This window comes from Amycolatopsis keratiniphila subsp. keratiniphila, assembly GCF_001620365.2.
Taxonomy (GTDB): domain Bacteria; phylum Actinomycetota; class Actinomycetes; order Mycobacteriales; family Pseudonocardiaceae; genus Amycolatopsis; species Amycolatopsis keratiniphila.
On record NZ_LQMT02000020.1, the window covers coordinates 22,974 to 49,959 of the forward strand.

Annotated in this window: 31 protein-coding genes; 14 read left to right on the forward strand and 17 right to left on the reverse strand. The window is 69.4% G+C overall.

Annotation, left to right across the window (positions count from 1 at the left end; genetic code table 11):
* Positions 1-29: 29 nt before the first annotated feature.
* Together AVR91_RS20230 and AVR91_RS20235 are read left to right on the forward strand one after the other, a co-directional pair.
* A complete protein-coding gene (locus tag AVR91_RS20230) occupies positions 30-884 on the forward strand; it encodes a helix-turn-helix domain-containing protein (RefSeq protein ID WP_063277498.1) in 855 nt (284 codons plus the stop codon).
* Positions 885-891: 7 nt separating this feature from the next.
* Entirely contained in the window at positions 892-1,329 is a 438-nt protein-coding gene (locus tag AVR91_RS20235; RefSeq protein WP_063277497.1) for a MarR family winged helix-turn-helix transcriptional regulator, read from the forward strand.
* A 1-nt stretch (position 1,330) separates the two neighbouring features.
* Here AVR91_RS20235 and AVR91_RS20240 read toward each other — a convergent pair whose 3' ends face one another.
* Positions 1,331-1,765 (reverse strand): hypothetical protein, encoded by a 435-nt coding sequence (locus AVR91_RS20240; RefSeq protein WP_063277496.1) that lies wholly within the window; start codon positions 1,763-1,765, stop codon positions 1,331-1,333.
* A 128-nt stretch (positions 1,766-1,893) separates the two neighbouring features.
* Here AVR91_RS20240 and AVR91_RS20245 point away from each other — a divergent pair, with 128 nt between their 5' ends.
* Genes AVR91_RS20245 through AVR91_RS20255 form a run of 3 tightly spaced genes read left to right on the forward strand, consistent with a single transcriptional unit; the run spans position 1,894 to position 3,360 of the window.
* Positions 1,894-2,313 (forward strand): nuclear transport factor 2 family protein, encoded by a 420-nt coding sequence (locus tag AVR91_RS20245; RefSeq protein WP_063277562.1) that lies wholly within the window; start codon positions 1,894-1,896, stop codon positions 2,311-2,313.
* Between the two features lie 10 nt (positions 2,314-2,323).
* Positions 2,324-2,980, forward strand: a complete 657-nt coding sequence (lexA, locus tag AVR91_RS20250; RefSeq protein WP_063277561.1) for a transcriptional repressor LexA — start codon at positions 2,324-2,326, stop codon at positions 2,978-2,980.
* 38 nt (positions 2,981-3,018) lie between these two features.
* Positions 3,019-3,360 carry a VOC family protein gene (locus tag AVR91_RS20255; protein ID WP_063277495.1) on the forward strand — a complete coding sequence of 114 codons (342 nt, stop codon included), beginning with the start codon at positions 3,019-3,021 and terminating at the stop codon, positions 3,358-3,360.
* A 2-nt stretch (positions 3,361-3,362) separates the two neighbouring features.
* On the opposite strand, the gene AVR91_RS20260 is transcribed toward AVR91_RS20255, so the two are convergent.
* On the reverse strand, positions 3,363-3,710 hold the full coding sequence (locus AVR91_RS20260) for a DoxX family protein (protein ID WP_063277494.1): 348 nt from the start codon (positions 3,708-3,710) through the stop codon (positions 3,363-3,365).
* 132 nt (positions 3,711-3,842) lie between these two features.
* Here AVR91_RS20260 and AVR91_RS20265 point away from each other — a divergent pair, with 132 nt between their 5' ends.
* From AVR91_RS20265 to AVR91_RS20280, 4 genes are read left to right on the forward strand one after another with little or no spacing between them, the layout of a single operon-like run.
* Complete coding sequence (locus AVR91_RS20265; protein ID WP_063277493.1) at positions 3,843-4,451, forward strand: TetR/AcrR family transcriptional regulator; 609 nt, start codon at positions 3,843-3,845, stop codon at positions 4,449-4,451.
* Between the two features lies 1 nt (position 4,452).
* On the forward strand, positions 4,453-5,109 hold the full coding sequence (locus tag AVR91_RS20270; protein WP_063277492.1) for an enoyl-CoA hydratase-related protein: 657 nt from the start codon (positions 4,453-4,455) through the stop codon (positions 5,107-5,109).
* Between the two features lie 5 nt (positions 5,110-5,114).
* The gene (locus AVR91_RS20275) at positions 5,115-6,062 is read left to right on the forward strand and encodes a sigma-70 family RNA polymerase sigma factor (protein WP_063277491.1); all 948 of its coding nucleotides are present in this window, start codon (positions 5,115-5,117) and stop codon (positions 6,060-6,062) included.
* Positions 6,059-6,859 carry an alpha/beta hydrolase gene (locus AVR91_RS20280; protein ID WP_083737658.1) on the forward strand — a complete coding sequence of 267 codons (801 nt, stop codon included), beginning with the start codon at positions 6,059-6,061 and terminating at the stop codon, positions 6,857-6,859. The genes AVR91_RS20275 and AVR91_RS20280 overlap by 4 nt, the downstream gene beginning before the upstream one ends.
* A 4-nt stretch (positions 6,860-6,863) precedes the next feature.
* On the opposite strand, the gene AVR91_RS20285 is transcribed toward AVR91_RS20280, so the two are convergent.
* Entirely contained in the window at positions 6,864-7,850 is a 987-nt protein-coding gene (locus AVR91_RS20285) for an acyl-CoA desaturase (RefSeq protein ID WP_211282743.1), read from the reverse strand.
* Between the two features lie 445 nt (positions 7,851-8,295).
* On the reverse strand, positions 8,296-9,135 hold the full coding sequence (locus tag AVR91_RS20295; protein WP_083737660.1) for a nitroreductase/quinone reductase family protein: 840 nt from the start codon (positions 9,133-9,135) through the stop codon (positions 8,296-8,298).
* Between the two features lie 396 nt (positions 9,136-9,531).
* On the opposite strand from AVR91_RS20295, the gene AVR91_RS20300 reads away from it, so the two are divergent.
* Positions 9,532-10,788 carry an HNH endonuclease signature motif containing protein gene (locus AVR91_RS20300; RefSeq protein WP_076857386.1) on the forward strand — a complete coding sequence of 419 codons (1,257 nt, stop codon included), beginning with the start codon at positions 9,532-9,534 and terminating at the stop codon, positions 10,786-10,788.
* A gap of 77 nt (positions 10,789-10,865) precedes the next feature.
* Here the strand turns inward: AVR91_RS20300 and AVR91_RS20305 are convergent, their stop codons facing one another.
* From AVR91_RS20305 to AVR91_RS20320, 4 genes are all read right to left on the reverse strand, one after another.
* Positions 10,866-11,336 carry a GNAT family N-acetyltransferase gene (locus tag AVR91_RS20305; RefSeq protein WP_063272695.1) on the reverse strand — a complete coding sequence of 157 codons (471 nt, stop codon included), beginning with the start codon at positions 11,334-11,336 and terminating at the stop codon, positions 10,866-10,868.
* Between the two features lie 21 nt (positions 11,337-11,357).
* Positions 11,358-12,239 (reverse strand): aminoglycoside phosphotransferase family protein, encoded by an 882-nt coding sequence (locus tag AVR91_RS20310; RefSeq protein ID WP_063272696.1) that lies wholly within the window; start codon positions 12,237-12,239, stop codon positions 11,358-11,360.
* A gap of 355 nt (positions 12,240-12,594) precedes the next feature.
* Positions 12,595-13,020: an acyl-CoA thioesterase gene (locus AVR91_RS20315; protein ID WP_063272719.1), complete on the reverse strand. Its 426-nt coding sequence runs from the start codon at positions 13,018-13,020 to the stop codon at positions 12,595-12,597.
* Between the two features lie 28 nt (positions 13,021-13,048).
* Positions 13,049-13,789, reverse strand: a complete 741-nt coding sequence (locus tag AVR91_RS20320; RefSeq protein ID WP_228709261.1) for a helix-turn-helix domain-containing protein — start codon at positions 13,787-13,789, stop codon at positions 13,049-13,051.
* A 103-nt stretch (positions 13,790-13,892) separates the two neighbouring features.
* On the opposite strand from AVR91_RS20320, the gene AVR91_RS20325 reads away from it, so the two are divergent.
* Positions 13,893-14,612, forward strand: coding sequence for a hypothetical protein (locus AVR91_RS20325; protein WP_063272697.1), 720 nt, complete (start codon positions 13,893-13,895; stop codon positions 14,610-14,612).
* Positions 14,613-14,615: 3 nt separating this feature from the next.
* On the opposite strand, the gene AVR91_RS20330 is transcribed toward AVR91_RS20325, so the two are convergent.
* Genes AVR91_RS20330 through AVR91_RS20355 form a run of 6 tightly spaced genes read right to left on the reverse strand, consistent with a single transcriptional unit; the run spans position 14,616 to position 19,590 of the window.
* Entirely contained in the window at positions 14,616-14,990 is a 375-nt protein-coding gene (locus tag AVR91_RS20330) for a DUF427 domain-containing protein (protein WP_043848334.1), read from the reverse strand.
* Positions 14,991-15,029: 39 nt separating this feature from the next.
* Positions 15,030-15,794 (reverse strand): HAD family acid phosphatase, encoded by a 765-nt coding sequence (locus tag AVR91_RS20335; protein ID WP_063272698.1) that lies wholly within the window; start codon positions 15,792-15,794, stop codon positions 15,030-15,032.
* A gap of 11 nt (positions 15,795-15,805) precedes the next feature.
* Positions 15,806-16,975 carry a class I SAM-dependent methyltransferase gene (locus tag AVR91_RS20340; protein ID WP_063272699.1) on the reverse strand — a complete coding sequence of 390 codons (1,170 nt, stop codon included), beginning with the start codon at positions 16,973-16,975 and terminating at the stop codon, positions 15,806-15,808.
* Positions 16,976-17,938 (reverse strand): class I SAM-dependent methyltransferase, encoded by a 963-nt coding sequence (locus tag AVR91_RS20345; protein WP_016336617.1) that lies wholly within the window; start codon positions 17,936-17,938, stop codon positions 16,976-16,978.
* 4 nt (positions 17,939-17,942) lie between these two features.
* Complete coding sequence (locus tag AVR91_RS20350; RefSeq protein WP_005167845.1) at positions 17,943-18,722, reverse strand: enoyl-CoA hydratase/isomerase family protein; 780 nt, start codon at positions 18,720-18,722, stop codon at positions 17,943-17,945.
* 55 nt (positions 18,723-18,777) lie between these two features.
* Positions 18,778-19,590: an ABC transporter ATP-binding protein gene (locus AVR91_RS20355; RefSeq protein WP_063272700.1), complete on the reverse strand. Its 813-nt coding sequence runs from the start codon at positions 19,588-19,590 to the stop codon at positions 18,778-18,780.
* 315 nt (positions 19,591-19,905) lie between these two features.
* Here AVR91_RS20355 and AVR91_RS20360 point away from each other — a divergent pair, with 315 nt between their 5' ends.
* Both AVR91_RS20360 and AVR91_RS20365 read left to right on the forward strand, forming a co-directional pair.
* Complete coding sequence (locus AVR91_RS20360) at positions 19,906-20,454, forward strand: cysteine dioxygenase (protein WP_063272701.1); 549 nt, start codon at positions 19,906-19,908, stop codon at positions 20,452-20,454.
* Positions 20,451-20,846, forward strand: coding sequence for a rhodanese-like domain-containing protein (locus tag AVR91_RS20365; protein ID WP_063272702.1), 396 nt, complete (start codon positions 20,451-20,453; stop codon positions 20,844-20,846). Before AVR91_RS20360 ends, AVR91_RS20365 begins: the two co-directional genes overlap by 4 nt.
* Here the strand turns inward: AVR91_RS20365 and AVR91_RS20370 are convergent.
* A complete protein-coding gene (locus AVR91_RS20370; RefSeq protein WP_063272703.1) occupies positions 20,843-21,667 on the reverse strand; it encodes a hypothetical protein in 825 nt (274 codons plus the stop codon). The genes AVR91_RS20365 and AVR91_RS20370 overlap by 4 nt on opposite strands.
* Positions 21,668-21,771: 104 nt before the next feature.
* Positions 21,772-24,312, reverse strand: a complete 2,541-nt coding sequence (glgP, locus tag AVR91_RS20375) for an alpha-glucan family phosphorylase (protein WP_063272704.1) — start codon at positions 24,310-24,312, stop codon at positions 21,772-21,774.
* 144 nt (positions 24,313-24,456) lie between these two features.
* Here glgP and AVR91_RS20380 point away from each other — a divergent pair, with 144 nt between their 5' ends.
* Positions 24,457-25,920 (forward strand): neutral zinc metallopeptidase, encoded by a 1,464-nt coding sequence (locus AVR91_RS20380; RefSeq protein ID WP_063272721.1) that lies wholly within the window; start codon positions 24,457-24,459, stop codon positions 25,918-25,920.
* 97 nt (positions 25,921-26,017) lie between these two features.
* Here the strand turns inward: AVR91_RS20380 and AVR91_RS20385 are convergent, their stop codons facing one another.
* Complete coding sequence (locus AVR91_RS20385; protein ID WP_063272722.1) at positions 26,018-26,980, reverse strand: co-chaperone YbbN; 963 nt, start codon at positions 26,978-26,980, stop codon at positions 26,018-26,020.
* Between the last annotated feature and the right edge of the window lie 6 nt (positions 26,981-26,986).

Below are 26,986 nucleotides of genomic sequence, written 5' to 3' on the forward strand. Positions count from 1 at the left end.
CAGTGGCCGCGCCACGGATACTCGGGTTCATGGACGGACCTGGCCCGCTCGGCGACTTCCTGCAGGCACGACGGGCGCGGCTACGACCGGAAGACGTCGGCCTGCGCGATTTCGGGTCGCGCCGCCGGGTGGCCGGTCTGCGGCGTGAGGAGCTAGCCCAGCTCGCGGGAGTCAGCGTCTCCTACTACGCGCGGCTGGAACAGGGCATGTCCCGCGGCGCCTCGGCCGAAGTGCTGGACGCCATCGCCCGCGCCCTCCGGCTCGACGACCACGAACGCGGTCACCTCGACCGGCTGGCCGGCGCCGCCCGCCGCACCCCACGGGCGCGCCGTCCGCGGCCCGAGAAGCTCCACGACGAGACCCGGGATCTCCTGAGCACCGTCGACGCTCCGGCGCTCGTGCTCGGCCGCCGCTCCGACGTCCTGGCGTGGAACGCGCTCGGCCACGCCCTGCTGGGCGGGCATCTGGACTTCCACGCGCCGGGCGACCCGGCGCTACGGCCGAACATGAGCCGGATGCTGTTCCTGGACCCGCACTGCCGGGACCTGTACGTCGACTGGAAGCGGAAGATCCGCGCGGTGGTCGGCAACCTGCGGATCGCCGTCGGCAAGTATCCCGAAGACCCGCTGCTCGCGGAACTGATCGGCGAGCTGACGATGAAGAGCCCCGAGTTCGTCGCGCTCTGGGGCGACCATCGCGTGCGGCCCTGTGACGCCGAAAGCTACGAGCTGCGTCATCCGGTCGTCGGTTCGGTCACGGTGACCCAGCAGACCCTGTCGATCGCCCGTTCACCGGACCAGCTGCTGATCGTGTGCACGACCCCGGCGGGCTCGTCGGACGAGCAGGCCCTCGCGCTGCTCCGCCAGGCCGCGCGTATGTCATGATGCTGACATGACGGTCGGACCACTGGACCAATCGGCGGGATACCTCCTGAAACGAGCGGCGACGGCGCTCCGGACGGCGATGGAGACCGCGTTGCGCCCCCTCGACCTGACCGTGCCGCAGTACTCCTGCCTCGAAGTGCTCTCACAGCGACCGGGCCTGTCGAACGCGGAACTGGCCAGGGCCGTGTTCGTCACCCGCCAGTCGATGAACCTGGTCCTGCGCGGCTTGCAGGACCGAGGGCTCATCACCCGCCCGGCGACGGCGCCGCAGGGCCGCGCCCTGCCCAGCACGCTCACCCCCGAGGGACGCGAACGGCTCCGTGCCGCCAGCGGCGCCGTGCGCGCGGTCCAGGACCGCATGCTCGCACCGTTTTCGGAAGCCGGCCGGGACCGGCTGCTGCACGACCTCGCCGCCTGCGCCGACGCGCTCACCCCCGAAGAGTGACTCAGGACCTCGTGCTCACCAGCGTCTCCGGTTTGAACGCGTACACGTCGACGCCCTGGACCAGCACGTGCCATTCGCCGCAGACCTTGTCGGTCCGGCTCTCCTGACCCTGCGGCCACCACTGGGCGGCGAGGGTGGCCGCCTGCGTCGCGGCCGCCCCCGGCACGCAGAGTGCGGGCAGGGTCCCGCCGGTGAATTTCAGGATCCGCTCCGAACCCGTCGTCCGGATGACCTCCGTGACCGACGACGCCGCGTCCGGCACCCATTCCGGTAACCGGGCGTCCTTGTCCCGCTTGCCCTCGGCACCGGTCGCGTAGCCGACCGTCTTGACGTGTCCGTTCGCCTTTTCGGTGAGCCCTTCCCTGAGCCCGCAACCCGACAGGGCGACCATGGCCGTCGCGGCGACGAGTACCGCCGCGGTGATCTTCGTGTTCATACGATCGAGTCAACCTCGCGGAAACGCTCGCGGGATCGGACTTTCGGCCCGGCCGCGCCGCCATCCGGCCGATCTCGACGACGGATGACCGCCAGCGATCCGCCACGCCGGGCATCACAGTGGTCGTCATGACGACGACATCAGACGCACTGTCCGTGCTCCAGGGCATGTACGCGGCGGAAGCCGAGTACCTCGCGGCGGGCGGCGCCACCTTCGCGCCGCTCGCCCCGTTCTTCTCCCCCGCCGTGGTACTGCACCAGGCAGATTCCTTGCCCTACGGCGGAATCTGGCGCGGCCACGAGGGCATGGAGCGGTTCTTCGCCGCGATGAGCGACACCTGGGACGTCTTCGACCTGGCGGAGCAGAGCTTCCTGAGCGAGAGCAGCCCACTGGTCGTGCTGACCCACGTGCACGCCCGCGCCAGGGCCACCGGCCGCGAGCTGGATTTCCCGATCCTGCAGACGATCACCGTCGAGGACGGGCGCATCACCGAGGTGCGGCCGTTCTACTGGGACACCGCGGCGATCGCGGCGGCCTGTACGAACTAACATCCCGATGATGACCGCCTACCAAGATCTCGAGCTGTTCGAGGAAGCCGCTTCCCTGCCGGAGCGGCAACAGAAGATCCTGCTGACCATCCGCGAATGGGTGATGGAGTACGGATACTCGCCGAGCACGCGCGAGATCGGTGAAGCGGTCGGGCTGCGCTCGACGTCCTCGGTGTCGAAGCACCTCGCGGCCTTGGAGGAGAAGGGCTTCCTCCGCCGCAGCAGCTCGATCTCCCGCCCCATCGACGTCCGTGCCTTCCTGCACGGCACCTCGTCGAAGGCGTCCACAGAGGACTCCGTGCCGGTCCCGGTCGTCGGTGACATCGCCGCGGGAACGCCCATCTCGGCCGTCGAGCACGTCGACGACGTGATGACCCTTCCGCGTGAACTCACCGGGCGCGGCAACGTCTTCGGCCTGCGGGTGCGCGGTGACTCGATGATCGACGCGGCGATCTGCGACGGCGACATCGTCGTGGTGAAGCAGCAGCAGGAGGCGCACTCCGGCCAGATCGTCGCCGCGATGATCGACGAGGAGGCCACGGTCAAGGTGTACCGCCGCCGCGACGGCCATGTGTACCTCGAACCGCGCAACCCCGCCTACGAGGTCATCGACGGGGACCGCGCGAGCGTGCTCGGCGTCGTGGTCTCGGTGCTGCGCAGCGTCTGACCCGGTTTTGTCGGTGGGCCGGAGTAGCTTCGACGCCCATGTACGAAATCGACTTCGTCGAGTTCCCGTCGAGTTCGGCGGCGAGCTCGGGCGCGTTCTTCGAAAAGGCCTTCGGGTGGGCGGCGACGGCGTACGGCCCGGCGTACACCGACGTCCAGAGCGGCGGCACGGTCTCGTTCGGCTTCCAGCAGGACGCCGCGCAGCAGACGGCCGCGCCGCTGGTGACGATCCGCACCGACGACCTCGCCCGGGCGAGGGCTTCCGTCGAGGCCGCGGGTGCAATCGTCACGGTCGAGCCGTTCTCGTTCCCCGGCGGGCGCCGGTTCCACTTCCGCGAGCCCGGCGGCGCCGAGCTCGCGGTGTGGTCCCCGGACTCCTGACATCAGGCCGCGAAGCCCAGCACGAGCGAAGCGACGACAGGCGCCATGTACATCAGCGGGAACGCGACGTGCGACGGCCAGTGCGCGCGAAGCACGGTGATCACGGCACCGGTGAAGTAGAGCACCAGGCCGATCCCGGCCGCGACGCCGAGGGCGGGCACCCACAGGCCGGCGATCAGGCCGAGCGCGCCCGCCGCCTTGGCGACCCCGAGCGGCGTCCACCAGCTGCGCGGAACGCCGTAGTCCGCCAGCGGCTGCACGACCCACTTGGCGCGAAAGAAGATCGAGGCGGCCGAGAACGCGGCCATGAACGCTCCGACGACGGTGAAGATGACATGAGCGGTGGTCATTTCGGTTTCTCCTTGGCTTCTCGGTGGTTCGCGGGGTTGACCCCGGCCACCGGCCCGATGTGACAGCCCGACGGGTGAAGCACGTCACAGGGTTCCGTCGTTTTAGAGCAAGCGCTCTGTTATCCTCGCCGTATGCCCCGGCCCCGCGTGCACGACTTGGACAGGCTGCTCGACGCGGCCGAGCGCCTTGTCGTGGAAGTCGGCGCCCGCGGCGTCACCGTGCGGTCCCTCGCGGCCGCCGCGGGAGTGTCCAACGGGACGATCTACCACGCTTTCGGCTCGCTCGGCGCGCTGCTGGCCCGCGTCTGGCTCCGCGCCGCGAGCGCCTTTCTCGACCTTCAGACCGAGCTGGCCGATCAGGCGGAAGACCCGGCCGCGGCGGTCGCCGGCGCGGCGGACGCACCGGCGGAATTCGCCGACCGGCGTCCGGAAGCGGCGCGCCTGCTCATCACCGTCAAGAAGGAGCATCTGCTCGGCCCGCAGGTCCCCGAAGATCTCGCCGGTGATCTCCTCGCGCTCGACAAACGCCTGGTCCAGCTCCTCGTCACGCTCGCCGAACGGCTCTGGGGCAGGCGGGACGCCCAGGCCGTCGAAGTGCTGACGACCTGCGTCGTCGACCTGCCGACGGCCCTGTTCCGCCGCGCGTTCACCGCGGGCGAGCCGATCTCCGAAGACTCCCGGGCCCGGCTGTCCGCCGCGGTCCACGCCATACTCCTGCTCCCACCCCCACGGAAGGACTGACATGCCCACTCTGCGCCACGACGCCCCGGTGTTCCTGCTGGACCTCGGGGACGACGAGAACCGTTTCTCGCCGTCCTGGCTGGAAACCGTCCACGCCCAGCTGGACACCGTCGTCGCCTATCCGGATCCGGCGGTGCTGGTCACCGTCGGCTCCGGGAAGTTCTACTCCAACGGCCTCGACCTCGACTGGCTCACCAGCAACCCCGCCAAGGCCGCGCAGTACGTCGCCGACGTCCACGAACTGCTGGCCCGCGTGCTCACCCTCGGCGTGCACACGGTCGCCGCGATCAACGGGCACGCCTTCGGCGCCGGGGCGATGCTGGCGATGGCGCACGACTTCCGGGTGATGCGTGCCGACCGCGGGTTCTTCTGCTTCCCCGAGGCGGATATCAACATCCCGTTCACGCCAGGGATGGCGGCGCTGATCCAGGGCAAGCTCACCCCCGCCGCCGCGATCGCGTCGATGACCACCGGACGACGGTTCGGCGGCACCGACGCGCGCGATCTCGGGCTGGTGGACGCCGTCGCCGAGAAGCCCGCGCTGCTGGAGTACGCGGCCGATCTCGTCCGCCCGCTGGCCGGGAAGGACCGCGGCACGCTGTCCGCGATCAAGACCACGATGTTCACCCCCGCCGTCACCGCGCTTCGCGCCAAGTAGCCGTCGTGCGCACCGACGACGCGGAGTTCGATCGCCTGGTCGAGCCGCTGCGCCGCGAGCTGCACGCCCACTGCTATCGCCTGCTCGGCTCGGCCCACGACGCCGACGACGCCCTGCAGGACGCGCTTCTGCGGGCCTGGCGTGGGATGGACCGGTTCGAGGGCCGGAGCTCGATGCGCACCTGGCTCTACACCATCGCCACCCGCACCTGCCTCGACCTCGCGGAGGCACGCGGGAAACGGGCGCTGCCGATGGACCTCGGCCCGTCGAGCGAGCGGGTCGTGCTCGAACACGTCCCGCTGACCGAAGTGGCGTGGCTCGGCCCGTACCCCGACGGCCCGGAAACCCGGTACGAGCGGCGCGAGGCCATCGAGCTGGCGTTCGTCGCCGCACTGCAGCACCTGCCGGGCAACCAGCGGGCCGCGCTCGTGCTCTTCGACGTCCTCGGTTTCTCCGCCGCCGAAATCGCGTCCACAATGGACACTTCGGTCGCGGCGGTGAACAGCGCGCTGCAACGCGCGCGGGCGATCGTGGCGGAAAAGGTCGCGCCGCCCGGCGAGCAGCCGAAACTCGACGACACCCGCACGCGTGAGATCGCCGCGGGCTTCGCCTCCGCGCTGGAGCGCGGTGACGCCGACGCGCTCGTGGCGTTGCTGACCGAGGACGTCACCTGGTCCATGCCGCCGCTCGCGCACTGGTACAGCGGCATCGAGGCGGTCACCGGTTTCGCCGTCGAGGTCCCGCTCGGCCGATGCCCGAGCTGGCGCACCGAGGTCGTCACCGCCAACGGGCAGCCCGCCGTCGCCTGCTACCTCGGCGAAGCGGCGGACGCCGTCCACCATCCCTGGTCGATCTCCGTGCTGTCCCTTCGCGACGATCGGATCCGCGACATCACCTCGTTCCTCGACGCGGACCTGTTCGCGAGGTTCGGCCTTCCGACGGCGAAGCCATGAACATGCGGAAGAAGGTCTTGATCGCGCTGGTGGTGGCCGTCACCCTCGTCGGTGTGGTCTTCGGTGGCGCGTTCGCCTTCCAGCGCAAGCTGATCTACCTCCCCGAGGCAGGCCCGCCGCCCGGTGCGGCGGCGATCCTGCCCGGCGGGAGGGACGTCACGCTCACCACCTCGGACGGGCTGCGCCTGGCGAGCTGGTACTTCCCGGTCGCCGACGCGAAGGCGGCCGTGCTGGTCGCGCCGGGCAACGCCGGAAACCGGATGTACCGCGCACCACTGGCCCGCGCGCTGACCTCGCGCGGGCTCTCGGTGCTGCTCCTGGACTATCGCGGCTACGGGGGCAATCCCGGCGAGCCGTCCGAGGACGGGCTCGCGCTGGATGTCCGCGCCGCACAGGACTTCCTGGTACGCGAGGCCGGAGCGCCGCTGATCTACTTCGGCGAAAGCCTCGGCTCGGCGGTCGTCACCGAATTGGCCGTCGAACGTCCGCCGTCCGCGCTCGTGTTGCGCTCACCGTTCGTCGACCTCGCGTCGGTCGGGCAACGGCACTACCCGTTCCTGCCGGTCCACTGGCTACTGCGGGACGAGTTCCCGACGAAGGACACCGTCGCCCAGGTGAAGGTGCCCGTGACCGTCGTGTTCGGCGCCGGGGACTCGATCGTCCCCGCCGACCAAAGCCGCGAGGTGGCCCGGACCGTCGGCGCCAGGATGATCGAAGTTCCCGGGGCGGATCACAACGACCCGGTGTTCGCCGATGGTCCGGAGCTGATCGACGCCATCACGGGCGCGATCCGCTGACGGCTCAGACCCGCTGCGCACGACGGCGCAGCGACAACGAGTGGCCGGGATTGAGTTTGCGACCGAGCCGGTCGGCCTTCGGCCACCGGACGTCCGTCGCCCAGCCCGCCTTCTCGAACAGCCAGATCAGCCGTGCGGAGATGTCGAGCTGACCGCGGCGGACGCCGTGCCGCGCGCCGGTGGGGTCGGCGTGGTGGGAGTTGTGCCAGGACTCACCCATCGAGGCGATGGCGAGCGGCCAGAAGTTCGCGGACTTGTCGCGGGCGGCGAACGGGCGATCGCCGATCAGATGGCACAGCGAATTCACCGACCAGGTGACGTGGTGCAGCAGCGCCACCCGGACGAGGCTCGCCCAGAAGAACGCCGTGACCGCGCCCCACCACGACAAGGTGATCACGCCGCCGAGGACGGCGGGCGCGAGCAACGTCACCACGGTGAGCAGCGGGAACAGCCGGTCGATGCGAGCGATGTCGCGGTCGGTGAGCAGATCCGGGGCGAACCGCCGCGCGTTGGTCTTCTCACGTTCGAACAGCCAGCCCATATGGGCGTGCCAGAAGCCGCGGGCCAGCGCGGCCGGCGTGGTGCCGAACCGCCATGGGGAATGCGGGTCACCCTCGCGGTCGGCGAAGGCGTGATGCCGCCGGTGGTCGGCCACCCAGCCGATGACCGGGCCCTGCATGGCCATGCTGCCCGCGACCGCGAGGGCGATCCGCAGGCCGCGATTGGCCTTGAAGGCGCCATGGGTGAAGTAGCGGTGGAATCCGATGGTCACGCCGAGGCCGGTGAGGAAATAGAACCCGGCGGCGAGGCCGAGGTCCACCCAGCCGAGACCCCAGCCCCACGCGAAGGGGACGGAGGCGGCCAGTGCCACCAGGGGCACCACCGCGAACAGCTTGACGAGAAAGTTTTCGGTGTTGGTCTGCTCCCCGGACAGCAGGGGCTGTGGCGCCTGCCGCTCTGCGCTGTCCGGGTTGTTTAGAACTGAAGTCATATCGTCGCTTCTTGTCGGTGGCCAGGACTTTTATCGGCTGTTTCAGCCGATGTCGCGGCGCGACGCACGGAAGGCGACGCCCGCGACGAATTCTGCGCGAGCGTGCTGGAACACGACACCCAAAACGTTGGTCTTCTCCGTCAACGAACGGCGTCGGCCGAAAGTTCCGGTGTGGGGTAAGAAGGTTCGCGAAAAAGATCCATGTATCGCTCCCCCTGGGGGGTCGCCGGGTCGTGCCGCTCGACCTGGGTGTCGAGCGGGTGGCTGAACAGCGCACTGTCGGTGCTGTGATTTTTGACGGTGAAACCTTTCGAGGGGGACCGCTGTTTCGCGGTCTTCGGCGAGGCCGGGGACGATTTCCGCCCGCCTCGCGGCGTCACGCCGAGGGCGCCGCCACCACCCACGGTACACGCCCCGGGGCCGAAACCCCAGGGCGTCCACCCGATCAGCCGGGCGTCGTCACATTGAGCGCCGTCACGATGGTCCGCTCTTCATAAGCGAAGTGCGCTTCGAGCGTCCCCGCGAGGGCGTCGAACTCGTCGCGCAAGCGCACAGGATCGCTCTCGCCGTGCACATACCCCTCCACGAGGTCACGGATCCGCTTCTGCGTCGCCGCGACGACGACATGGTCCTCGCCGAGCTTCGTCAACACCGACGCCAGCGCGGGAAACCGTTGCGTCAACATGGGAAACGCGCCCATGTCCTCGCCGGTGTGGTGTTTGGTCAGCGCCTCGCAGAACGAAACACAGTGTGCCTTCAAGGATTTCTCCATGATGAGCGCGTCCGCGCGACCGGCCACGATGTCTTCCACCCCGGCGCGAAGGGACTTGAGCTCCTCCCGCAGCCACTCGTGGACCTCCACCAGGAAGTCGCCCAACCCTCGCACCCGCTCGTCGATCCGGTGCAGGATCACGACCGGCAGCTCGCGCGTCGTTTTCGCCTGGTACTCGGCGAATCCCGGCTCCTCGGCGACGATCTTCGCGAACAGCGCGTCACGCTCCACCGCGGGCGGAACGGCCGCGACCGCCTCGTAGGTCTCACTCCTCGTCTCGACCGTGACCCGATGGTCACGCCGGATGTTGTGGTACCAGCCCGGATGCGCCGGCGCTCCCATATTCGAAGCGACGACGACGGTCTTGCCGTCGATTTCGAGGTACCCCAACGGATTCGTCCGCCGCTTGCCGGTCTTGGCACCTGTGGTGGTCAGCAGGATCAGCTTCCAGCCCTCGGACGCACCTCCTTTACCTTGCCTGAATTCTTCGATCACCTGGTCGTTGAAGGTCAATGCGTTCCTTTCCCATCGATGCGTCGACAGGAGGCGTGGAACCGTCACCGGAGGAGCACACATACGCCCGGTTTTTCGGGCGCAACGCATGGAGGCGTCATCCCACGACGCGGGGATGAGTGATTATGCGAGACGGCATGTGCCGATCTCCAGTGGCCGAGTAGCCGCTACCTCCATGCGTAGGCCCATACGGGGCTCAGGAACGACGTTAGCACGGGGCCGGGGCGGTGCGCACCCGCCTCGCCGCCTTCTCTGCGGGCTGAACGGGGATGGCTGCAGTTAGTCGGCTAATTGCAGCCACCCTCGCTCTCTGCATTGCCTTTAGCGTCCTACATCGTTCGATATAGCCTGAATATGCTATAGCACAGGTGTTCGATCCGGCGTAGCGTTGATCTTGTGTCCAGCGACGATGCACCTCCGAAGACGTCCACCGAGTGGTGGCGCGTCGATACGGCGACGCTGCACGCCCGCAAACAGGAACTCGAAGTCCTGAAGCGCCAACTGGATGCCGAGCAGAACGCGATCCTCGCCGAAATCAATTCTCGCGGGATCCGCGGCTGCAGTGGTCATTCGACGTTGGCCGGGTTGATTCTCGAGGATTTCCTGGTGTCGGACAAAGAAGCCGCCGCCCGCGCCGACCGCGTCCTCGCCCTGCATCCCGGCCCATCGATCGGCGGGGATCCCGAGCCACCGTTGGCTCCATTGACGGCAGAGGCTGCTGCGGAGGGTGCGATCGGTGGGGGTCAGATCGACGCGATCATCAAGACACTCGCCCGGATCCCGTCGAGCGTTCCCGAAGCGGACGTGCGGGCCGGGGAGAAGATCCTGGTCGACTTGGCCAGACATGCGGGGCCACGCCAGATCGCCCGGGCCGGACGTCGCCTGCTCGACGAGCTCGACCCGGACGGTAAGGAACCCCGTGACGAGGATCCGAAGGAGACTCGGCCGGAGCTGCGGTTCGTCAAGCACCGCGACGGCACCTTGGGTCTCAAGGCTCGCCTGGATCTGGAAACCTACGCCCGGTTGAAGTCCGATCTGGATCCGATGGCCAAACCCCACAAAGCCATCGACGGAGTCCGTGATTCCCGGACTCAGGACGAACGCTACGGGGACGCTTTCACCGACTACGTCCGGTTGAAGACCACCAGCCGCAACCTTCCCGGCCAGGCCGGGGAAGCCACGCACATCCTGGTCACGATGTCCTACGAAGACTTGATCCGCGACATCGGCGAAGCCCACCTCGACCTAGTCGGCCCGATCAGCGCGACCGACGCCCGCATCCTCGCCTGCGACGCCCGCGTCCGCCCCGGTGTTCTCGGCACCGCAGGCGAACCGTTGGACATCGGCCGGTCCAAACGCACCGTGTCCTTGGCACAGAAGTACGCGCTCACCCTCCGAGATGGTGGCTGCGCGTTTCCCGGCTGCGACATGCCCGTACCTCGTTGCACGGCTCACCACATTGTTTTCTGGCGGCATCACGGCGAAACGAAAATCGACAACCTTGTTCTGCTCTGCACCAAACATCACCGGCTGATCCACCGCAGCGAATGGAAAGTCCAGATCGCCCAAGACGGCCTGCCGGAATTCACGCCGCCCGCCTACCTCGACTCCACCGGGACCCCGAGGCGCAACACCATGCACCTACGGACATAAGCCGACCCACCGGTCACCGGAAACCGAACTCACACCCGGCCGCGATCGCCCCTGCCCGCCGACGGATTCCGGCACTCCTAATCCAACGCCAACTCTCCGACGACCTGGTCTCCGCTCATCTCTCCCGTCAACCGGAAGCCGAGCTTGAAGTAGAAGCGTTCGGACCTTCCTCCCCCGGCGTGCCAGGTGGCGGTGAGGCGGTCGCCGCCCCGGCGGCGGATCTCGGCGGCCACGGCCTCGACCGCGAACCGGCCGTAGCCTCGGCCCTGCTCGCCTGCCGCGATGTTGAGCCGCCACAGGCCCGAGCGGATGTCCGTACCCGTGCCGTCGCCGGCGAAATCGATGTCCAGGAAGGCCATGAGGAAACCGACCAGCCGGTCACCGTCGAAGATGAGGCGGGGCCAAGCGACGCCGGGGTGCACGTAGGCCTCGGCGAGGGACTTCACGACCGGCACGACCAAATGGGCTTGCGCCGGGTGGACCCTCAGCTCGATCGCGGCGTCGAAGTTGGCGGCGGTGACCTCGGCCAACCGGAGCGTGCTCGTCATGTTCGAACCGTAAACCCGTCATCAAGTGATTTCGTCCAGCACCGCCCGGATCACGTGCCGGGCGTTACTCGCCATGGCCTCGTTGGTCGTGCGGTAGTACGGCAACGCGATCAGCGCCTGCGAAAGCGTCCGGCCGCGGCCACGGCGCCAGGTGGCGTCGTCCACGTCCAGCGCTTCCCGGAAGGCGCCCCTCGCGTCGGCGGGCAACAGGTTCCACGCCGGGAACAGGTCGCAGGCCGGATCGCCCACGCCCATGCAGCCGAAGTCGATCACCGCGGACAGCCGGTCCCCGTCCACCAGCAGGTTGCCCGGCATCAGATCGGCATGCAGCCACACCGGCGCCTCGTCCCAAGCCGGGATCCGCAAAGCCTCCTCCCAGAGAGCGAGGACGGCGTCGCAGTCGACGTTCTCTTCCGGAATCACGCGCAGGCTTTCGATCGCCGATCGTGTTTCCACGTCCAATGTCGCGAGCGGTCCACCACGATGCGCGAGGGCAGGCGCGGGTACCGGCGGGACACGGCGCATCGCCAGCACGAACTCGGCGAGGTCTTCGGCCAGTGGCACCGGCGAGCCGAGCGTTTCCGGCAGCGGGTTCTCACCCGGCAGCCAGCGGTACACCGACCACGGCCACGGGTATTCGCCGGCGGGCGCTCCCGCTCCGAGCACCTCGGGGATCGGCGTGGGCAGCCGCGGCGCGATTCGGGGCAGCCACTTCTGTTCCAGCGCGACGTCCTTCGCGCCGCTCTTGGTCAGCGGCAACCGCACGACCATGTCGTCGCCCAGCCGGAACATGGCGTTGACCGTGCCACCGGAGGGCCATCGTGCGATCGCCTGCCCGGCCCACCGAGGGAACTGTTCCGCGATCAGCTTCCGTACGAGGTTCTCGTCGACCACGACGGACATCCAACCACCGCCGGGGCATCATCGGGACATGCCGATCCTCACCGGCTCCGAGCCGCTCACCCCGGACATCAAGCCGCAACCGTGGCTGGCTGGCCGCGCGTGGGATTCACCAATGGCCGCAACGCTTTCCCGTGGATTCAGTACGGCAACAGATCCAGGCGGGCGAGGCACTGCTGATCGTCGGGGCCGGCGGGCCGATCGCGACCTGTGCGGTGTCCGAGGCGGATCCCGGGCTCTGGGGTGAAACCGTCCGGGTGGCGACCACGACGGACAACCCTGCCTTGCGCGAGTACTACGAGCGCGCGGGATTCGAGCCACCTCAAGCGAAATGGCCCACCAACCTCCAAAAACCTGATCACCCCAAGCCGAGGACCTCCGGCCGTGAAGCGTATTCCCGCCAATGCCGTCCCGGATCCGGGACCAGGCGCCGCGATTCGAGATCCATCAGCCCGGAGAGGCTCTCCACCTCGGCCACGACGGCGCCGTCCGGCGCCACGAACTCCTGGACGACGCGGGACACCTTGCCCGGTTCCCAGGCGAACCGGGTCAGAACGTCGATCCGCGCACGGGCGCGAAGTTCGCGGCGGAACCGGATCGTCGTCTCGAGGTTGACCGGGCCGAGGTTCCCGGCCTTCAAAGCCAACGGGTCCACCCCGGCCGCCCACACGCATTCCCAACGCGCGTGATCGGCGTACGCGAGGTAGGCAGGGCCGCGGACGTGACCGTTGAGGTCGAGATCGTCGGTACGGATGTCGATGGTGACGCGGAAAGGTTCGAGCACCACCCGATCTTCGCCTCGGCGGGCCTCCTCAGTCTGGAACGTTTCGGCCAGTCCAGGACCGCACGAGCGCGCAGGGCGACGCGCCCGAAAGCCGGCGACATTCCCGTCCGAGATGGGACTGATCCGCATAACCCACATCGGCGGCGACGTCAGCGAGCGACGCGTGGTCGCGCGCCACCGCTTCGACCCGCTTCAGGAACCCGTGGAAGCGCAGCACCCGCTGCAGCTCCTTGGGGCCGACACCGACGTCGTGCCGGACATGCCGACGAAGGCCGCGCTCGCTCACGCCCAGCTCCGCCGCCACTCGGTCGGTACGGGCGCCGGGCGCGCTCAAGGCCCGAGCGGCCGCGACCGACAGCCCGTCCACCTCGACGTCGCGGAGCCGCTCGGCGACCAGCGCTTCCAGCACCGGCCGCGCCTCGCCCGGCGTCTCGCACGCGGCCAGCTCGGATTCCGCGCGGCGGGCCTCAGCGGCCCACAGGTCTCGCAACGGGGTGGCGCCCGCGGGCAACTCCGTCATCGGCAGGCCCAGCACCGCACCGCCGACGCCGCACCGCAGGCGGAGCCCGGCGGTCCACACCGCCGACGGCAGCTCGTGCCGCAGCACCCCGCGCACCGTGGTGACCGCGGCCAGCGCGGTCCCGTCCCAGACGAGATCGACACAGCCGTCCGGGAACACCCTCAGCTGATGACGGCAGCCCACCAAACCCGTCCAGACGCTCTCGACGACGCCGGCCACCGCCGCGACCGGACTGCTTTCGCGGTACACCGAACGACCTGACCGTCGACGCAGCGGAACACCCACGCCCGGCAGTATGCCCCCGCCCACCGACAAGATGCGCTTCACTTGATCTTGCTGAAGACTTGCCGTCGTGCTGCAGCCGGTGCTCGACCCTTCGCCCGCCGAGTGGATCTCCTCCAGGCTCGGTGGCGCGTTCGGCGCGGCCGGTCGCACGGTTCCGCGTGGCTACGCCGCGTACGCGCGGCTCTGCCATCCCGCCGAGCGCGATCGCGGCGGATGGGCGAGCTGGCGCGAAGCGGCGGCCGAGACGGGACGCCGGGCCCATGCGGCCATGCAGTGGCACGCGCTCGTCGGCTCCCCGGATCCGGTGAATCTCACCGGTTCGCTCTGGCGGGGTTCGCCGCCGGACCGGGGCAGTCTGCCGTCGCACAGCCTCACCGCGCTGCTCGCCGTGCTCGGCCGGCACACGAGCACGCCGAACGCCTGGTTCTGCCTTTGGGAGGGCTACGGCTGGGCCGACGAGGCGACGCTGTCCCGCGAACACCTCGCCGCGCCGCGCCTGCGCCATCCCGGCCGGGACTACCTGCTGTTCCACGGGCCGCTGACGGCCGCGACCGAACTCGGCTGGCGGCCCCGGCCGAACTGGTTCGAGGCGCAGTCGCCCAACCTGTTCTGGCCGGACGACCGCGCGTGGTGCGTCGCCACCGAGGTCGACTTCGATTCGACTCTCGTCGCGGGTGACGAGGCCCTGATCGACGCGCTACTGGAAGCGCCGGGCCTGGAGTCCTGGCGTATCGAGTCCGACACCTCGCTCGCGGCCGACGGGGACCGGATCAACCAGCTCCCGTGAAGGTCAGCGCTCTTCGATCGAGTCGACCTTCGTCGGGTAGAACGCCACGTGGTCCTTGATCTCGGCGACCGCGTCGTGCGGTGCCTCGTAGGTCCAAACCGCGTTCTCGGCGAGGCCGTCGCCGGTGCGGATGCTGTAGTACGACGCGTCGCCCTTGAACGGGCAGTACGTCGAGTGGTCCGTCCGCTCCAGCAGGTCGAAGTCGACGTCGGCACGCGGGATGTACTGCGCGGGCGGGTAGTTCGCCTCCCGGAGGGTGAGCGCGTTCGCGCTGTCCGCCACGACCTTGCCGCCGACCGTGACGACCACTCGCGACTCGTTCGGCGCCACCGTGATCGGGTGGTCCGCGCTGGGCTTCAACACCTTTTTGTCAGCCATACCGGGCACAGCGACGCCGAACGCGCGGATATTCCCTCCTCAGGGCAGGTAGTACATCGGGTTCGGCAGCTTGACCGGGAACTCGGCGTAGCCGCCTTCGAGGTCGCTGAACTGGTCGCCGAAGTTCGCCAGGATGGTCGCGCCGGTCGAGGCGATGTGCTTCCGCGTGCCCGCCTTGTACTGGACGGTGGTGCAGGTCAGCCCGCACGGCAGGTAGTCCGGCGCGGTGGTCTTCGGTTTGAAGAACGCCCCCGCCGGCGCCGGGTAGCCCTCGTTCGCGAGGTTCTTGAGCGACTGCGGCCCCTGGAACTCGTTGCGCCCGGTCAGGAAGTAGATCTTCACACCGCGCTGCGCGGCCCAGTTCGCCAGTTCCAGCACCGGCTTGTTCGCGACGAACGTGCCCTTGTCGATGGCTTCTTGCTGCTTCTTCGGGTCGAAGCCGAAGTCGTTGTCCGCTTCCCAGCCGTAGGTGACCTCGGCGGTGTCGTCGACGTCGAACACGACGGCGGGATTCTTCACACCGCGGTCCAGCCGCCGCGAGAGATAGCGCTTGGCGTCTTCGACCTGGCGCTTGGTGTCGGAGACGAACCGGCTGCCCTCGGAGTACCCGTGCTTGCCGTCGCTGCCGACGACATCGCCGTAGTAGGCCTTCACGTCGAGCTTGACCTGGCCGATGTTCGCAGGCTCGTGACCGCGCCGCCAGGCGGCGTCGTCGGTGTTCGCGACGGCGGTGGCGCCGCCCGCGAGGACGGCTCCGGCGGCCGCGGCGGCGGCCAGTTTCAACAGACCGGTGAACCGGCTCATGGAAATGCTCCTCACGTCAGCTGTGCGCGGCAAAGGAACGCTACTCCAGAACGACCGATTCTGGTCAGAACCAAAGTAGCTTCTTCACCTCCGCGAGGTTTCAGCTTGCGCCGCAAGGCATCCGGATCGACATCGAGACCGCGGACGAGGATTTCCAATCGACCGATATCGTGTTTTTTCAGCAATACACGAAGATTCTTCTCACTGTACGGTCCGTGCTCGAACACCCGGAACGCCCGGATTCCCGGCGGCGGGGTGTCCCCGGTCAGGTATGCGATACGTTCGTCGAGCTGCCACAAACCGTGCCGTGCCGCGTAATGCCGTACGAGTCCCGCACGAACCACGGCACCGTCGGGGTCGACGATCCATTCACCCGGCTCACGCACGGGGATCTCGTCGGGATCGGCATCGGTGACCGTCCACTGTGCACCGTCCGAACGCAACACCGTCGCCCGGCGCGACACCGTCGAGCCCACGCCACGCCACAGGCACGCCTCGCGGACCTGACCGTCCAAAGAGACCAGTTCGACCTCGTCCGCCCAGGGCGCGATGGAGAAATCGAGACCCGGCGCGCATTTCACCGAGAGTTCGCGGCCGGGATACGCCTCGACCAGGCCGTCCAGCGGCGGCAGGAAATCGGCGGGCTTCCACGCCCGGCGCCCGGCGGAGTCACGACGAGCCGGGTCGGCGACGACGACCGAAGACCGGCTGACCGGCCGCAGCGCGTCGGCTCTGAGCAGCGAGGGCGAAACCCCGGCCTCGGAAGCGTTGTGCCGCGCCATCGCGAGCCGGACCTCGTCCAGATCCGAACCCAGTGCCTTCGAGGCGACGCGGGCGATCTCGACCAGGTCCGCGCCGACGGAACACGTCACGTCGTGGACGTCGCGGCCGGCGAGCCGCGAAGCCCGGTGCCGGGCGACCAATGTGGCGCTGGCCTGCTGGAGGGCGTCGCCGGTGAACAGCCATGAGTCCGCGGAGTCCAGTTTGTACGAAGACTTCCGCCGCAGCACCACCGTTTCCAGCACCGCGGCCGCGTGGTCCGGGGCGATCCGGCGGACGGCGGCGACGGCGGCGATACGGGTCTTGTCGGTCAGCGGCAGGGACGAGCATTCGGCGAGCGCCGCGCTTCCCGCGCCGGAGCGCAGGAAGGCGACGTCGTCGAGCGTGAACCGGTACGACACCTACGGACGCTTGGTACCGGTGATCATCACGTTGTAGAACAGCTCGCGTGGCAGCACCTTGGCAAGCAGCTTCTTGTCCAATGCGGACAGCCGCAGCCACAGCCGGTACGCGAACAGACGCCAGCGCAGGGTCAGCTTCTCCTGCGGCACGGCGGCCTCGAAGGTGCGGATCGGCCAGCCCGCCAGCGCCGCGGCGAACTCCTCGGTGACCGCGCGGACGTCCTGCGCCCCCGCGCCGCGGGCCATCGACTCGAGTTCGGACGGGTCGAAGGTGTGGATGTCGACCACGGCCTCCAGCGCGGCCGCGCGGGAGGACTCGTCGAGTTCCTCCTGCGGACGGCGCCAGCCGTTCAGCACCGGGATCTTCGTCAGGTTGGTGGTGAGGTACCACGTGATCTGGCCGAGCTTGCGCGCGTAGAAGTCACCGACCTTCGTCGGCTCGCCCGCGAACACGAACCGGCCGCCCGGCTTCAGCACCCGCAGCACCTCGGCGAACGCCGCGCGGACGTCCGGGATGTGGTGCAGCACAGCGTGCCCGACGACGAGGTCGAAACTGTTGTCCTCGTACGGGATCCGCTCCGCGTCGGCGACCCGGCCGTCGACGTCGAGCCCGAGGTTCTCGGCGTTGCGCAGCGCGACCTGCACCATGCCCGGCGAGAGGTCGGTGACGGAACCCTTCTTGATCACCCCGCCCTGCATCAGGTTCAGCAGGAAGAAACCGGTGCCGCTGCCCAGTTCCATCGCGGTCGGGTACGGCTGGCCGTCTTCACCGGCGACGGCGTTGAACACGTCCGTCGCGTAGGAGATGCAGCGCTCGTCGTAGGAGATGGACCACTTCTCGTCGTAGGTCCCGGCTTCCCAGTCGTGGTAGAGCACGTTGGCGAGCTTGGGGTCGTCGAAGGCGGCCTTGACCTCTTCGGCGGTGGCGTGCGGATTCGGCGCCGGGTCGTTCACCTGGGTCATCGGGCTACTTCCCCTCGAAGGTGGCCTTGCCGGGGCCGTTTTCGATGAACGACTTCATGCCGTTGCGCTGGTCCTCGGTCGCCCAGAGCGCGGCGAAGAGGTGGGATTCGAGCTTGAGGCCGCTCGCGAGGTCGGTGTCGAGACCGCCGTCGATGGCCGCCTTCGCGGCGCGAAGCGCGACAGCCGGACCGTTGGCGAACTGCGAGGCCCACTTGTGCGCGGCGGCGTAGACGTCGTCCGGTGCCACGACCTCGTCGAGGATGCCCAGCGCGAGGGCCTCTTCGGCCTTCACGAACCGGCCGGTGAACACGAGGTCCTTGGTCTTGCTCGGGCCGATGAGCCGCGCGAGGCGCTGCGTGCCGCCGGCGCCCGGGATGACGCCGAGCTGGATCTCGGGCTGCCCGACCTTGACGTTGTCGCCGGCGATGCGGCGGTCGGCGGTCAGCGCGAGTTCGAGGCCGCCGCCCAGCGCGTAGCCGGTGATGGCCGCGACGACCGGCTTCGGGATGTTCGCGATGGTGGCCAGCGACGCCGTCAGCGCGGCGCCGAACTTCGCGATTTCGGGGTACGTTCGCTCGGCCATCTCCTTGATGTCCGCGCCACCCGCGAAGGTCTTCTCACCGCCGTAGAGGATCACGGCGCGCACGTCGTCGCGCTCGGAGGCCTCACGGGCCGCCTCGGCCAGCTCGGCCTGCACCTGATTGTTCAGCGCGTTGACCGGCGGGCGGTCCAGCCGGATCGTGCCGACCCCGCCTTCGACCTCGAGACTTACGAACTCTCCCACGCCGTCCTCCTTAACCGTCCAAGACAGATTGCAGGCTACCGGTCAGTACGACCCGTCAGCGGCGACGGGCGAAGAAGCGATCACCGGACCGTTCGAGCAGCAGGTCCTGATCGAACGTCTTGGAAAGGTTGTCGCTGGTCACGACGTCGTCCACGAGCCCGGACGCGACCGTGCGGCCGTCGCGCAGGAGCAGCGCGTGGGTGAACCCCGGCGGGATTTCTTCCACGTGATGGGTGACGAGCACCATGGCGGGCGCCTCCGGATCGAGGGCCAGCTCCGAAAGGCGGGCGACGAGGTCCTCGCGGCCGCCGAGGTCGAGCCCGGCGGCGGGCTCGTCGAGCAGCAGCATCTCCGGGTCGGTCATCAGCGAACGCGCGATCAGGGTCCGCTTGCGTTCACCCTCCGACAGTGTGCCGAAGGTGCGCTCGGCCAGGTGCGCGATGCCGAGCGCGCCCAGGAGCTCCATGGCGCGGTCGGTGTCGAGACTGTCGTATTCCTCACGCCAGCGGCCGACGACGGCGTATCCGGCGCTCACCACGACGTCGACGACGCGCTCTTCACCCGGCACACGCTGGGCGATCGCGGCCGAGGTGAACCCGATCCGCGGGCGCAGCTCGAAGATGTTGACCTTGCCGATCCGGTCGCCGAGCAGGTCGACCGTTCCGGTGGTCGGGTGGAGTTCGGCCGCGGCCAGCCGGAGCAGGGTGGTCTTGCCCGCACCGTTCGGGCCGAGCACCACCCAGCGCTCGTCCAGTTCCACGGTCCAATCGAGGTCGGCGAGGAGGTCGTTGCCTGTTCGGCGGACCCCGACACCGGTCATCCTCACCACGAGGTCGTCAAGTTCGCTGGGCTGGATCGGCTCGCTCACGCGCCCATTGTGTCCGCACTCGCGCGCGTGTGTGCACCGGGCCGCCGGTCGGCGGAAAGCGGCTGGTCCAGGGAGTGGGACGAGACGACCCGGACGCGGCCGCTGTGGCAGCATCGAGCGCGTGATCAGGTCCGTGTCCGCCGCCTTCCCCGTCATCGGGGGCTCTTTCTGGCGCCGCCGGGCCATCGACCTGCTCCTCGTCGCGTCGTGCGGGTGTACCACCGCGCGACACGGCTGAGTTCCTCTTTCCGACGGCACTCCCGTGTCGCGCCGCGCCTTGCCTTCCGCGCCCGCGAACCCACGAGGAGCCTCTCCGTGACCACGTCCATCACGCCCCGCCAGGACTTCGAGATCCATCCGCGGCTGGCCGACCCGCTGCTGCCGGAACTGCTGCACCCCGACCGTCTGCTCTGGACGCCCCGGGAACTGGCCGACCTGACCGCCACCGTCGCCACCGAACTCACCTCGGGCCTGCGCGGCCTGCTGCGCTTCGACGCCGACCAGCGCTGGTGGGCGCGGCTCGCGCTGACCGACGGCGTCGAACTGTGGCTGCTGTCGTGGCTGCCCGGCCAGCAGACCAAACCGCACGACCACGGCGGCGCGTCCGGCTCGTTCACCGTGCTGCAGGGCGAACTCGGTGAGGAGTACCGCTACCCCGGCGGCCCGGTCCGGCGCCGCACGCACGTCGCGGGCGAGGGCATCGGGTTCGGCGCGGGCCGCGCGCACCAGGTGACCGGCATCGGCACCGAGCCCGCCGCGAGCGTCCACGCCTACTCGCCGCCGCTCGTCGCGACCCGCGAATACTCGACGCTCGCCGACGTTCCCGCCGAGATCCCCTCGCTGGCCCCGATACTGGGCCCATGAGCGCGATCGACGACCTGCTGGCCGCCGCCCGGGCCGGACTGGACCGGGCGGGGCCGGAGCAGGCGCTGCGGCTGCAGCGCGACGGTGCCCTGATCGTGGACATCCGCCCGCACGTCAACCGGCTCGAAGAGGGCGAGATCCCGGACTCGGTGGTCGTCGAGCGGATCCATCTCGAATGGCGGCTCGCGCCGGACAGCGACTGGCGGCTGCCGCAGGTCGAACCGGACTCGACGGTGATCGTCGTCTGCAACGAGGGGTATTCGTCGAGTCTCGCCGCCGCGGATCTGCAGCGGCTCGGCCTGCCGGGCGCCACCGACCTCGAAGGCGGGTTCCGCGCGTGGCGTTCGGCCGGCCTCCCGATCCGGGAAGGCGGCACCCCCGCCGTCCCCTAGCGGCGGACCGCGAGCCGGGCGATCGAATCCGGGGAGAGCGGGAGCGCGGCGTGGATCCCGGCGCCGCGCGTGGGCCTGGGGTTGACCAGCACCCCGGTCGCCGCGTCGCGCCGGGCGGCGGCGAGCACGACCTCGCGGCCGGTCCGGTGCCGGATCCGGGCCCAGCCCGCGCCGGTGACCGCGCGGTACTCGGCCAGGAGCCGCTCGTCGGTGAAGACGCAGAGCCAGTCGCCGTGCGCGCCGAGGCGGGCGGGGATCGGCGCACCCGCCTCGTCCGCGGGACCGCATACCGTGCCGTCGAGGAACATGCGCATGACCGCGGGCACGGGGTCGCGCGGATTCTGCTCCCGTTCGGGACGGACGTTCTCGGCGATCCACCGCGCGGCGAGCTTGAAGTCCTCGCCGGTGAGGTCCTCCTGGAAACCGTCCAGGCTGTTCTTGACACTTCCCAGGAAGTCGTAGAACCGCCTGGTGCAGGTGCGCTCGGAGACGGCGACCCGGCCGCGGCCGACCATCGTCCTGATCCGGCCGACCATGCCCGCCCCGCCGTGCACCGGATCGACGCCGAGGTTGTACGCGGTCCAGACGATCTCGGGCATGAGCGGGTCGGCGAACCGCTCGAGAACGCGGTTCAGGCGCAGAAGGACGATCTCGCGCACCCGGCCCGGCTCGGCGTCCTCGGCGATCCCCCAGATGTCTCGCAATTCCGGCCCCAGCGCATGGCGCAGGCCGTCCTGCCGGATTCCGGCGCGGGCGTGGACATGGTGCAGCCGGTCCTTGGCCCTGCGCGATGTTTTCGTCTCTTTCGCCGAAGCCACCATTCCTCCGCGATTCGCGATCGGCCCGGCAAAGTCTATTTCACCGGGCCTTTCCGCATTGTTCGGCGGAAATCGAGAATCGGCGGCTTGTTTTGTTCGGTACCGGCCTAAGCGTGGACGACTCGGGCCAGCTCCGCCGGTGTGGCCAGCAGGCGGTGCTTCGGCAGCACGCGGACGGTATAGCCGATCGAGCCCGGATGCGGCAGTTTCAGCCGTGCCGCGAACGCGCCGATCCCGTCGCCCGACATGCCGACGGTGACCGGGTCGCTCAATTCGTCCCCGTCCCCCACCTTCCCGACGACGGCCTGGACGTCCACTTCGGACGGTTCGAGACCGGCGAGGTCGATCCGCGCCCGGATGGTCACCTCGGTACCGGTGACCATCGGGGCGGAGTCCTCGACGAGCAGTTCGGTGTCGAAGATCCGCACGCGCGGCCAGGAAACGTCCAGTTTGGTCCGGTAGTCGGCCAGCGACAACGCGCCGCGATAGCCGTCGCCGGTGGCCTCCGCGACCATGCGCGAGGCGGGCAGGTACCCCGATTCGACGTATTCCCGCACCATGCGCGAAGCCTGCACTCGCGGCCCGAGGGTCTCCAGCGTGTGCCACACCATCGACAGCCAGCCACCGGGCACGCCGTCGGCGCCGCGGTCGTAGAACAGCGGCGCGATCTGGTGGCCCAGCAGGTCGTAGAGCGCCGCGGCCTCCAGTTCGTCGCGGCGCAGCGGGTCGGTGACGCCGTCCGCGGTCGGGATCGCCCAGCCGTTGCTGCCGTCGTAGCACTCGTCCCACCAGCCGTCGCGGATGGACAGGTTGAGGCCGCCGTTGAGAGCGGACTTCATCCCCGAGGTGCCGCACGCCTCCAGCTGCCGCACCGGCGTGTTCAGCCAGACGTCGCAACCGCGGTAGAGGTAGCGCGCCATGGACATGTCGTAGTCCGGCAGGAACACGATCCGGCGACGGACTTCGGGATCGTCGACGAACCGGACGATCTGCTGGATCAGCTGCTTGCCGCCCTCGTCGGCCGGATGCGATTTGCCCGCGACGACGAGCTGGATCGGCCGCCGCTCGTCCAGCAGCAGCGCGCGCAGGCGATCCGGGTCGCGCAGCATCAGCGTGAGCCGTTTGTACGTCGGCACGCGGCGCGCGAAGCCGACGGTCAGCACATCCGGGTCGAAGACCGTGTCGGTCCACCCGAGTTCGAGCGCCGACGCGCCACGCTGCATCCACGCGGCCCGCACCCGGCGCCGCACCTCGGCGACCAGCTTCTCGCGCAGCTCCCTCCGCAGCGCCCACAGCTGTTCGTCGGTGACGCCGTCCCGCAACGGCTTGCCCTGAGCACCGTCGAGGCCCAGCTCCTCGTGGTTGCGCCCGAGCAGCGCGCTCAGTTCACGTGCCACCCAAGTCGGCCCGTGGACACCGTTGGTGACCGAGGAGACGGGCACCTCGTCGAAGTCGAATCCGGGCCACAGCCGGGAGAACATCCGCCGCGAGACGCGGCCGTGCAGGGCCGAGACGCCGTTCGCGCGCTGGGCCAGCCGCAAGCCCATATGCGCCATGTTGAACAGGCCGGGGTTGTCCTCCGCGCCGAGGGCGAGCACGCGGCGCGGATCGACGTCCGGGACCAGCCTGCCGTCGGTGAAGTACCGCTGGACGAGATCGACGGGGAACCGGTCGATCCCGGCGCTGACCGGCGTATGCGTGGTGAACACGGTGCCGGCGCGGACGGCGGGCAGCGCCTCGTCGAACGCCAGCCCGTCGGCCTGGATGATCTCGCGGGCCCGCTCCAGCCCGAGGAAACCGGCGTGGCCTTCGTTGGTGTGGAACACCTTTGGCTGCGGATGCCCGGTCAGCTCGCAGTAGCGCCGCACCGCGCGGAAACCGCCGATCCCGGACAGGATCTCCTGCCGGATGCGGTGGTCGGCGTCGCCGCCGTACAGCCGGTCGGTGACCGCGCGCAGATCCTCGTCGTTGGCGTCGGTGTCGGTGTCCAGCAGCAGCAGCGGGATTCGGCCGACGCGGGCCTTCCAGATCTGCGCGTGCAGCGTGCGCCCGGCGGGCATCGCGACGTCGACCAGCACCGGTTCGCCGCCGTCGGTCAGCAGCTCCAGCGGGAAGGCGTTCGGGTCGATCACCGGGTAGTGCTCGACCTGCCAGCCGTCGAGCGACAACGCCTGCCGGAAGTAGCCGGCGCGGTAGAGCAGCCCGACGCCGACCATCGGCACGCCGAGGTCCGACGCCGCCTTGAGGTGGTCACCGGCGAGCACGCCGAGGCCGCCGGAGTAGTTCGGCAGTGCCTCGGTGACGCCGAACTCCATCGAGAAGTACGCGACGGCGGGCGGGAGGTCGGGGTCGTCCTGCTTCTGGTACCAGCGCGGCTCGGCGAGATAGCGGTCCAGATCGGCGACCGCCTCGCGCGCGTGGGCGAGGAACGCGTCGTCGACGGCGAGCTCGTCGAGGCGGGCCGGAGGCAGGGCGGTGAGCATCCGCAGCGGGTCGCGGACGCGGTTGAACAGCTCCGCGTCCATCGACGCGAACAGGTCGCGGGTGGGCGGATGCCAGGTCCAGCGCAGATTCGTGGCGAGGTCACCGAGGCCGGAGAGCGACTCCGGCAGGCTCGCGCGGACGGTGAACCGGCGGACTGCTCTCATGAGGAGCGACCATATCGGCAGCGCCCCCGCCCCGCTCAAGACCCACTTCGGGGATTACCTGCACGCGGGCCATAAGCGCTGGGTAGGGTCCCTGCTTGCCGGAGTACGCGGCCCGGTCGGGGCCCTGACGACAAGCGAGTGAACATGATCCAAGGGGGAGCGCGGGGCTTCAAACGCCCGGCTCTGATCGCGGTCGCGACGGTGCTGGCCCTCGGGCTGAGCGCCTGCAGCGACAAGGGAAGCTCGACCGGCCAGCAGGGCAGCCAGCCGGGCGCCGGTGACATCGCGGGCCTGCCGGTCACGCATTTCGAGAGCGGGCTCAAGCCGAACGCGCCGAAGCCGGATCTGCAGGTCCGCAACGAGGACGGCTCCGAAGACGACCAGCTCGCCATCGCCGCGATCGCCGACGCGCAGGCCTACTGGACCGAGGTCATGCCGCGCGACTTCGGGCAGCCGTACGAGCCGCTGAAGGCGCTGCTGTCCTACAGCGCGAAGACCGACGACGAAGAGACCGAATGCGGCAGCGTCAAGAAGCTCGTCAACGCGTTCTACTGCCCGCCGGGTGACCTGGTGGCGTGGGACCGCGGCGTGCTGCTGCCGATGCTGCGCGAGCGGTTCGGGAAGATGGCGGGCGCCGTCGTGCTCGCGCACGAACTCGGGCACGCCGTGCAGTACCGGCTCGGCGAGAAGGCCAGCATCAAGAAGAACACCCCGTCGATCGTCAAGGAACAGCAGGCCGACTGCTTCGCCGGCGGCTACTTCCGCTGGGTCGCCGAGGACAAGAGCAAGTACTACCGGGTCTCGACGTCCGAAGGCCTCAACCAGGTCATGGCGTCGCTGTTCCTGATCCGCGACCAGGCGGGCACCAGCGCGACCAAGCAGGGCGCGCACGGCACGGCGTTCGACCGCACCTACGCGTTCCAGGTCGGGTTCGAGAAGGGCCCGAAGGAATGCGCCGCGATGAACGAGGAGAACATCAAGGCGCGGATCACCGAGCGCCCGTTCGACAAGGGTGACAAGGGCAAGGGCGACGAGAAGCTCGACATGAAGATCATCGGGATCCTGAAGGAGAGCCTGGACAAGGCCTTCCAGGGCGCCGGTGTCCCCGGCCCGGAGATCACCGAGGACGGCAACGGCAGCTGCCCCGGCGGCCCCAGCACCCCGCCCGCGTCGTACTGCCCGTCGAACAACACCGTCAGCATCGACCTGGCCAAGCTGCGCGAGCTGGCCCAGCCGGTCGATCAGCAGGCGGAATGGGAAAGCGGGCACAGCGAGGGCAAGGGCGACTTCGCCGCGTTCTCGGAAATCGCGTCCCGGTACGCGATGGGCATCCAGAAGGGTGTCGGCGCGTCGATCGACAACGCGAACGCGGGACTGCGCACCGCCTGCCTGGTGGGCGCCTGGGCGAAGGCCAGCACCGTGCCCGGCGCGACGCTGCGGCTCTCTTCCGGTGACCTCGACGAGGCCATCTCGGACCTGCTGAGCCCGGACAGCCTGGTCTCGGCCGATGTCAACGGCAAGCGCGTGGACAACGGTTTCGAGCGGCTCGAGGCGCTGCGGAAGGGCTACCTGGAGAGCTCGTCGGTGTGCTCGACCCAGTACGGCTGATCGGGCTGATCGGTCCGGTCATCGCTCCCTGAAGTGCCATGAACGGTCCGTTCCTTGCAANNCGGACCGTTCATGGCATTCGGGGGCTTGTGGACGCTCAGTAAAGAGCGCTCGCCAGATCCCGCCGCGCCTTCATGACGCGCTCGTCCGCCGAGTCGAACAGGTCGAACAGCGCCACCAGGTGCTCCCGCACCTTGTTGCGCTCGTCGCCCGCCGTCCGCCGCACGACGGCGATCAGCCGCGCGAAGCCCGCCTCGGGCTGCTGCCCCGCGACTTCGAGGTCGGCGGCGGCGAGCTGCGCGTCGAGGTCGGCCGGGTCGGCGTCGGCCTTCGCGATCGCGTCCGGGCCTGCGGCCTCGGCGCGCGCGGTGAACTTGACCTGCGCGAGCGCGGTCTTGGCCTCCTCGTTCGCCGGCTCGACGTCGAGGATGCGCTCGTAGGCCGCCTGCGCCGCGGCGAAGTCACCGCGTTCGAAGGCCTCCTCGGCCTCGGTGAACCGCGGGTCCTCAGGCACCTCGACACCGCCGCCGTTCTGCTCGGCCGCCTTGATGCCGGGAAGCCGGTCACGCAGCGCGTCGAGCAGCGAACCGAGCCATTTGCGGATCTCGGGTTCGGGCAGGGCGCCCGAGAACGCGTCGACCGGCTGGCCGCCGCCGATGGCGATGACCGTCGGGATCGACTGCGCGCCGAAGAGCTGCGCGATGCGCGGGTTGGCGTCGACGTCCACCTTCGCGAGCACCCAGGCGCCACCGGACTCGGCGGCGAGGCGTTCCAGCACCGGGCTGAGCTGTTTGCACGGGCCGCACCATTCGGCCCACAGGTCGACGACCACCAGCTGCTGCAAGGAGCGTTCGACGACCTCCGTCTGGAAGGTAGCCTCGGTGACGTCGATCACGGCCCCACCCGCGGCGGGGGCGGCACCGTCCGCCGGACGAGGTGGAGCAGGAGGCTGTTTCTGGGGCGCCTCGGCACGCGCCTTGAGCGCGGAAAGGTCGACCGCGCCGGAAAGCGCGGCGGAGAGGGCCGCCGTCTTCGATGCTGATCCGCGTGGGTGTGTCACGGGTTC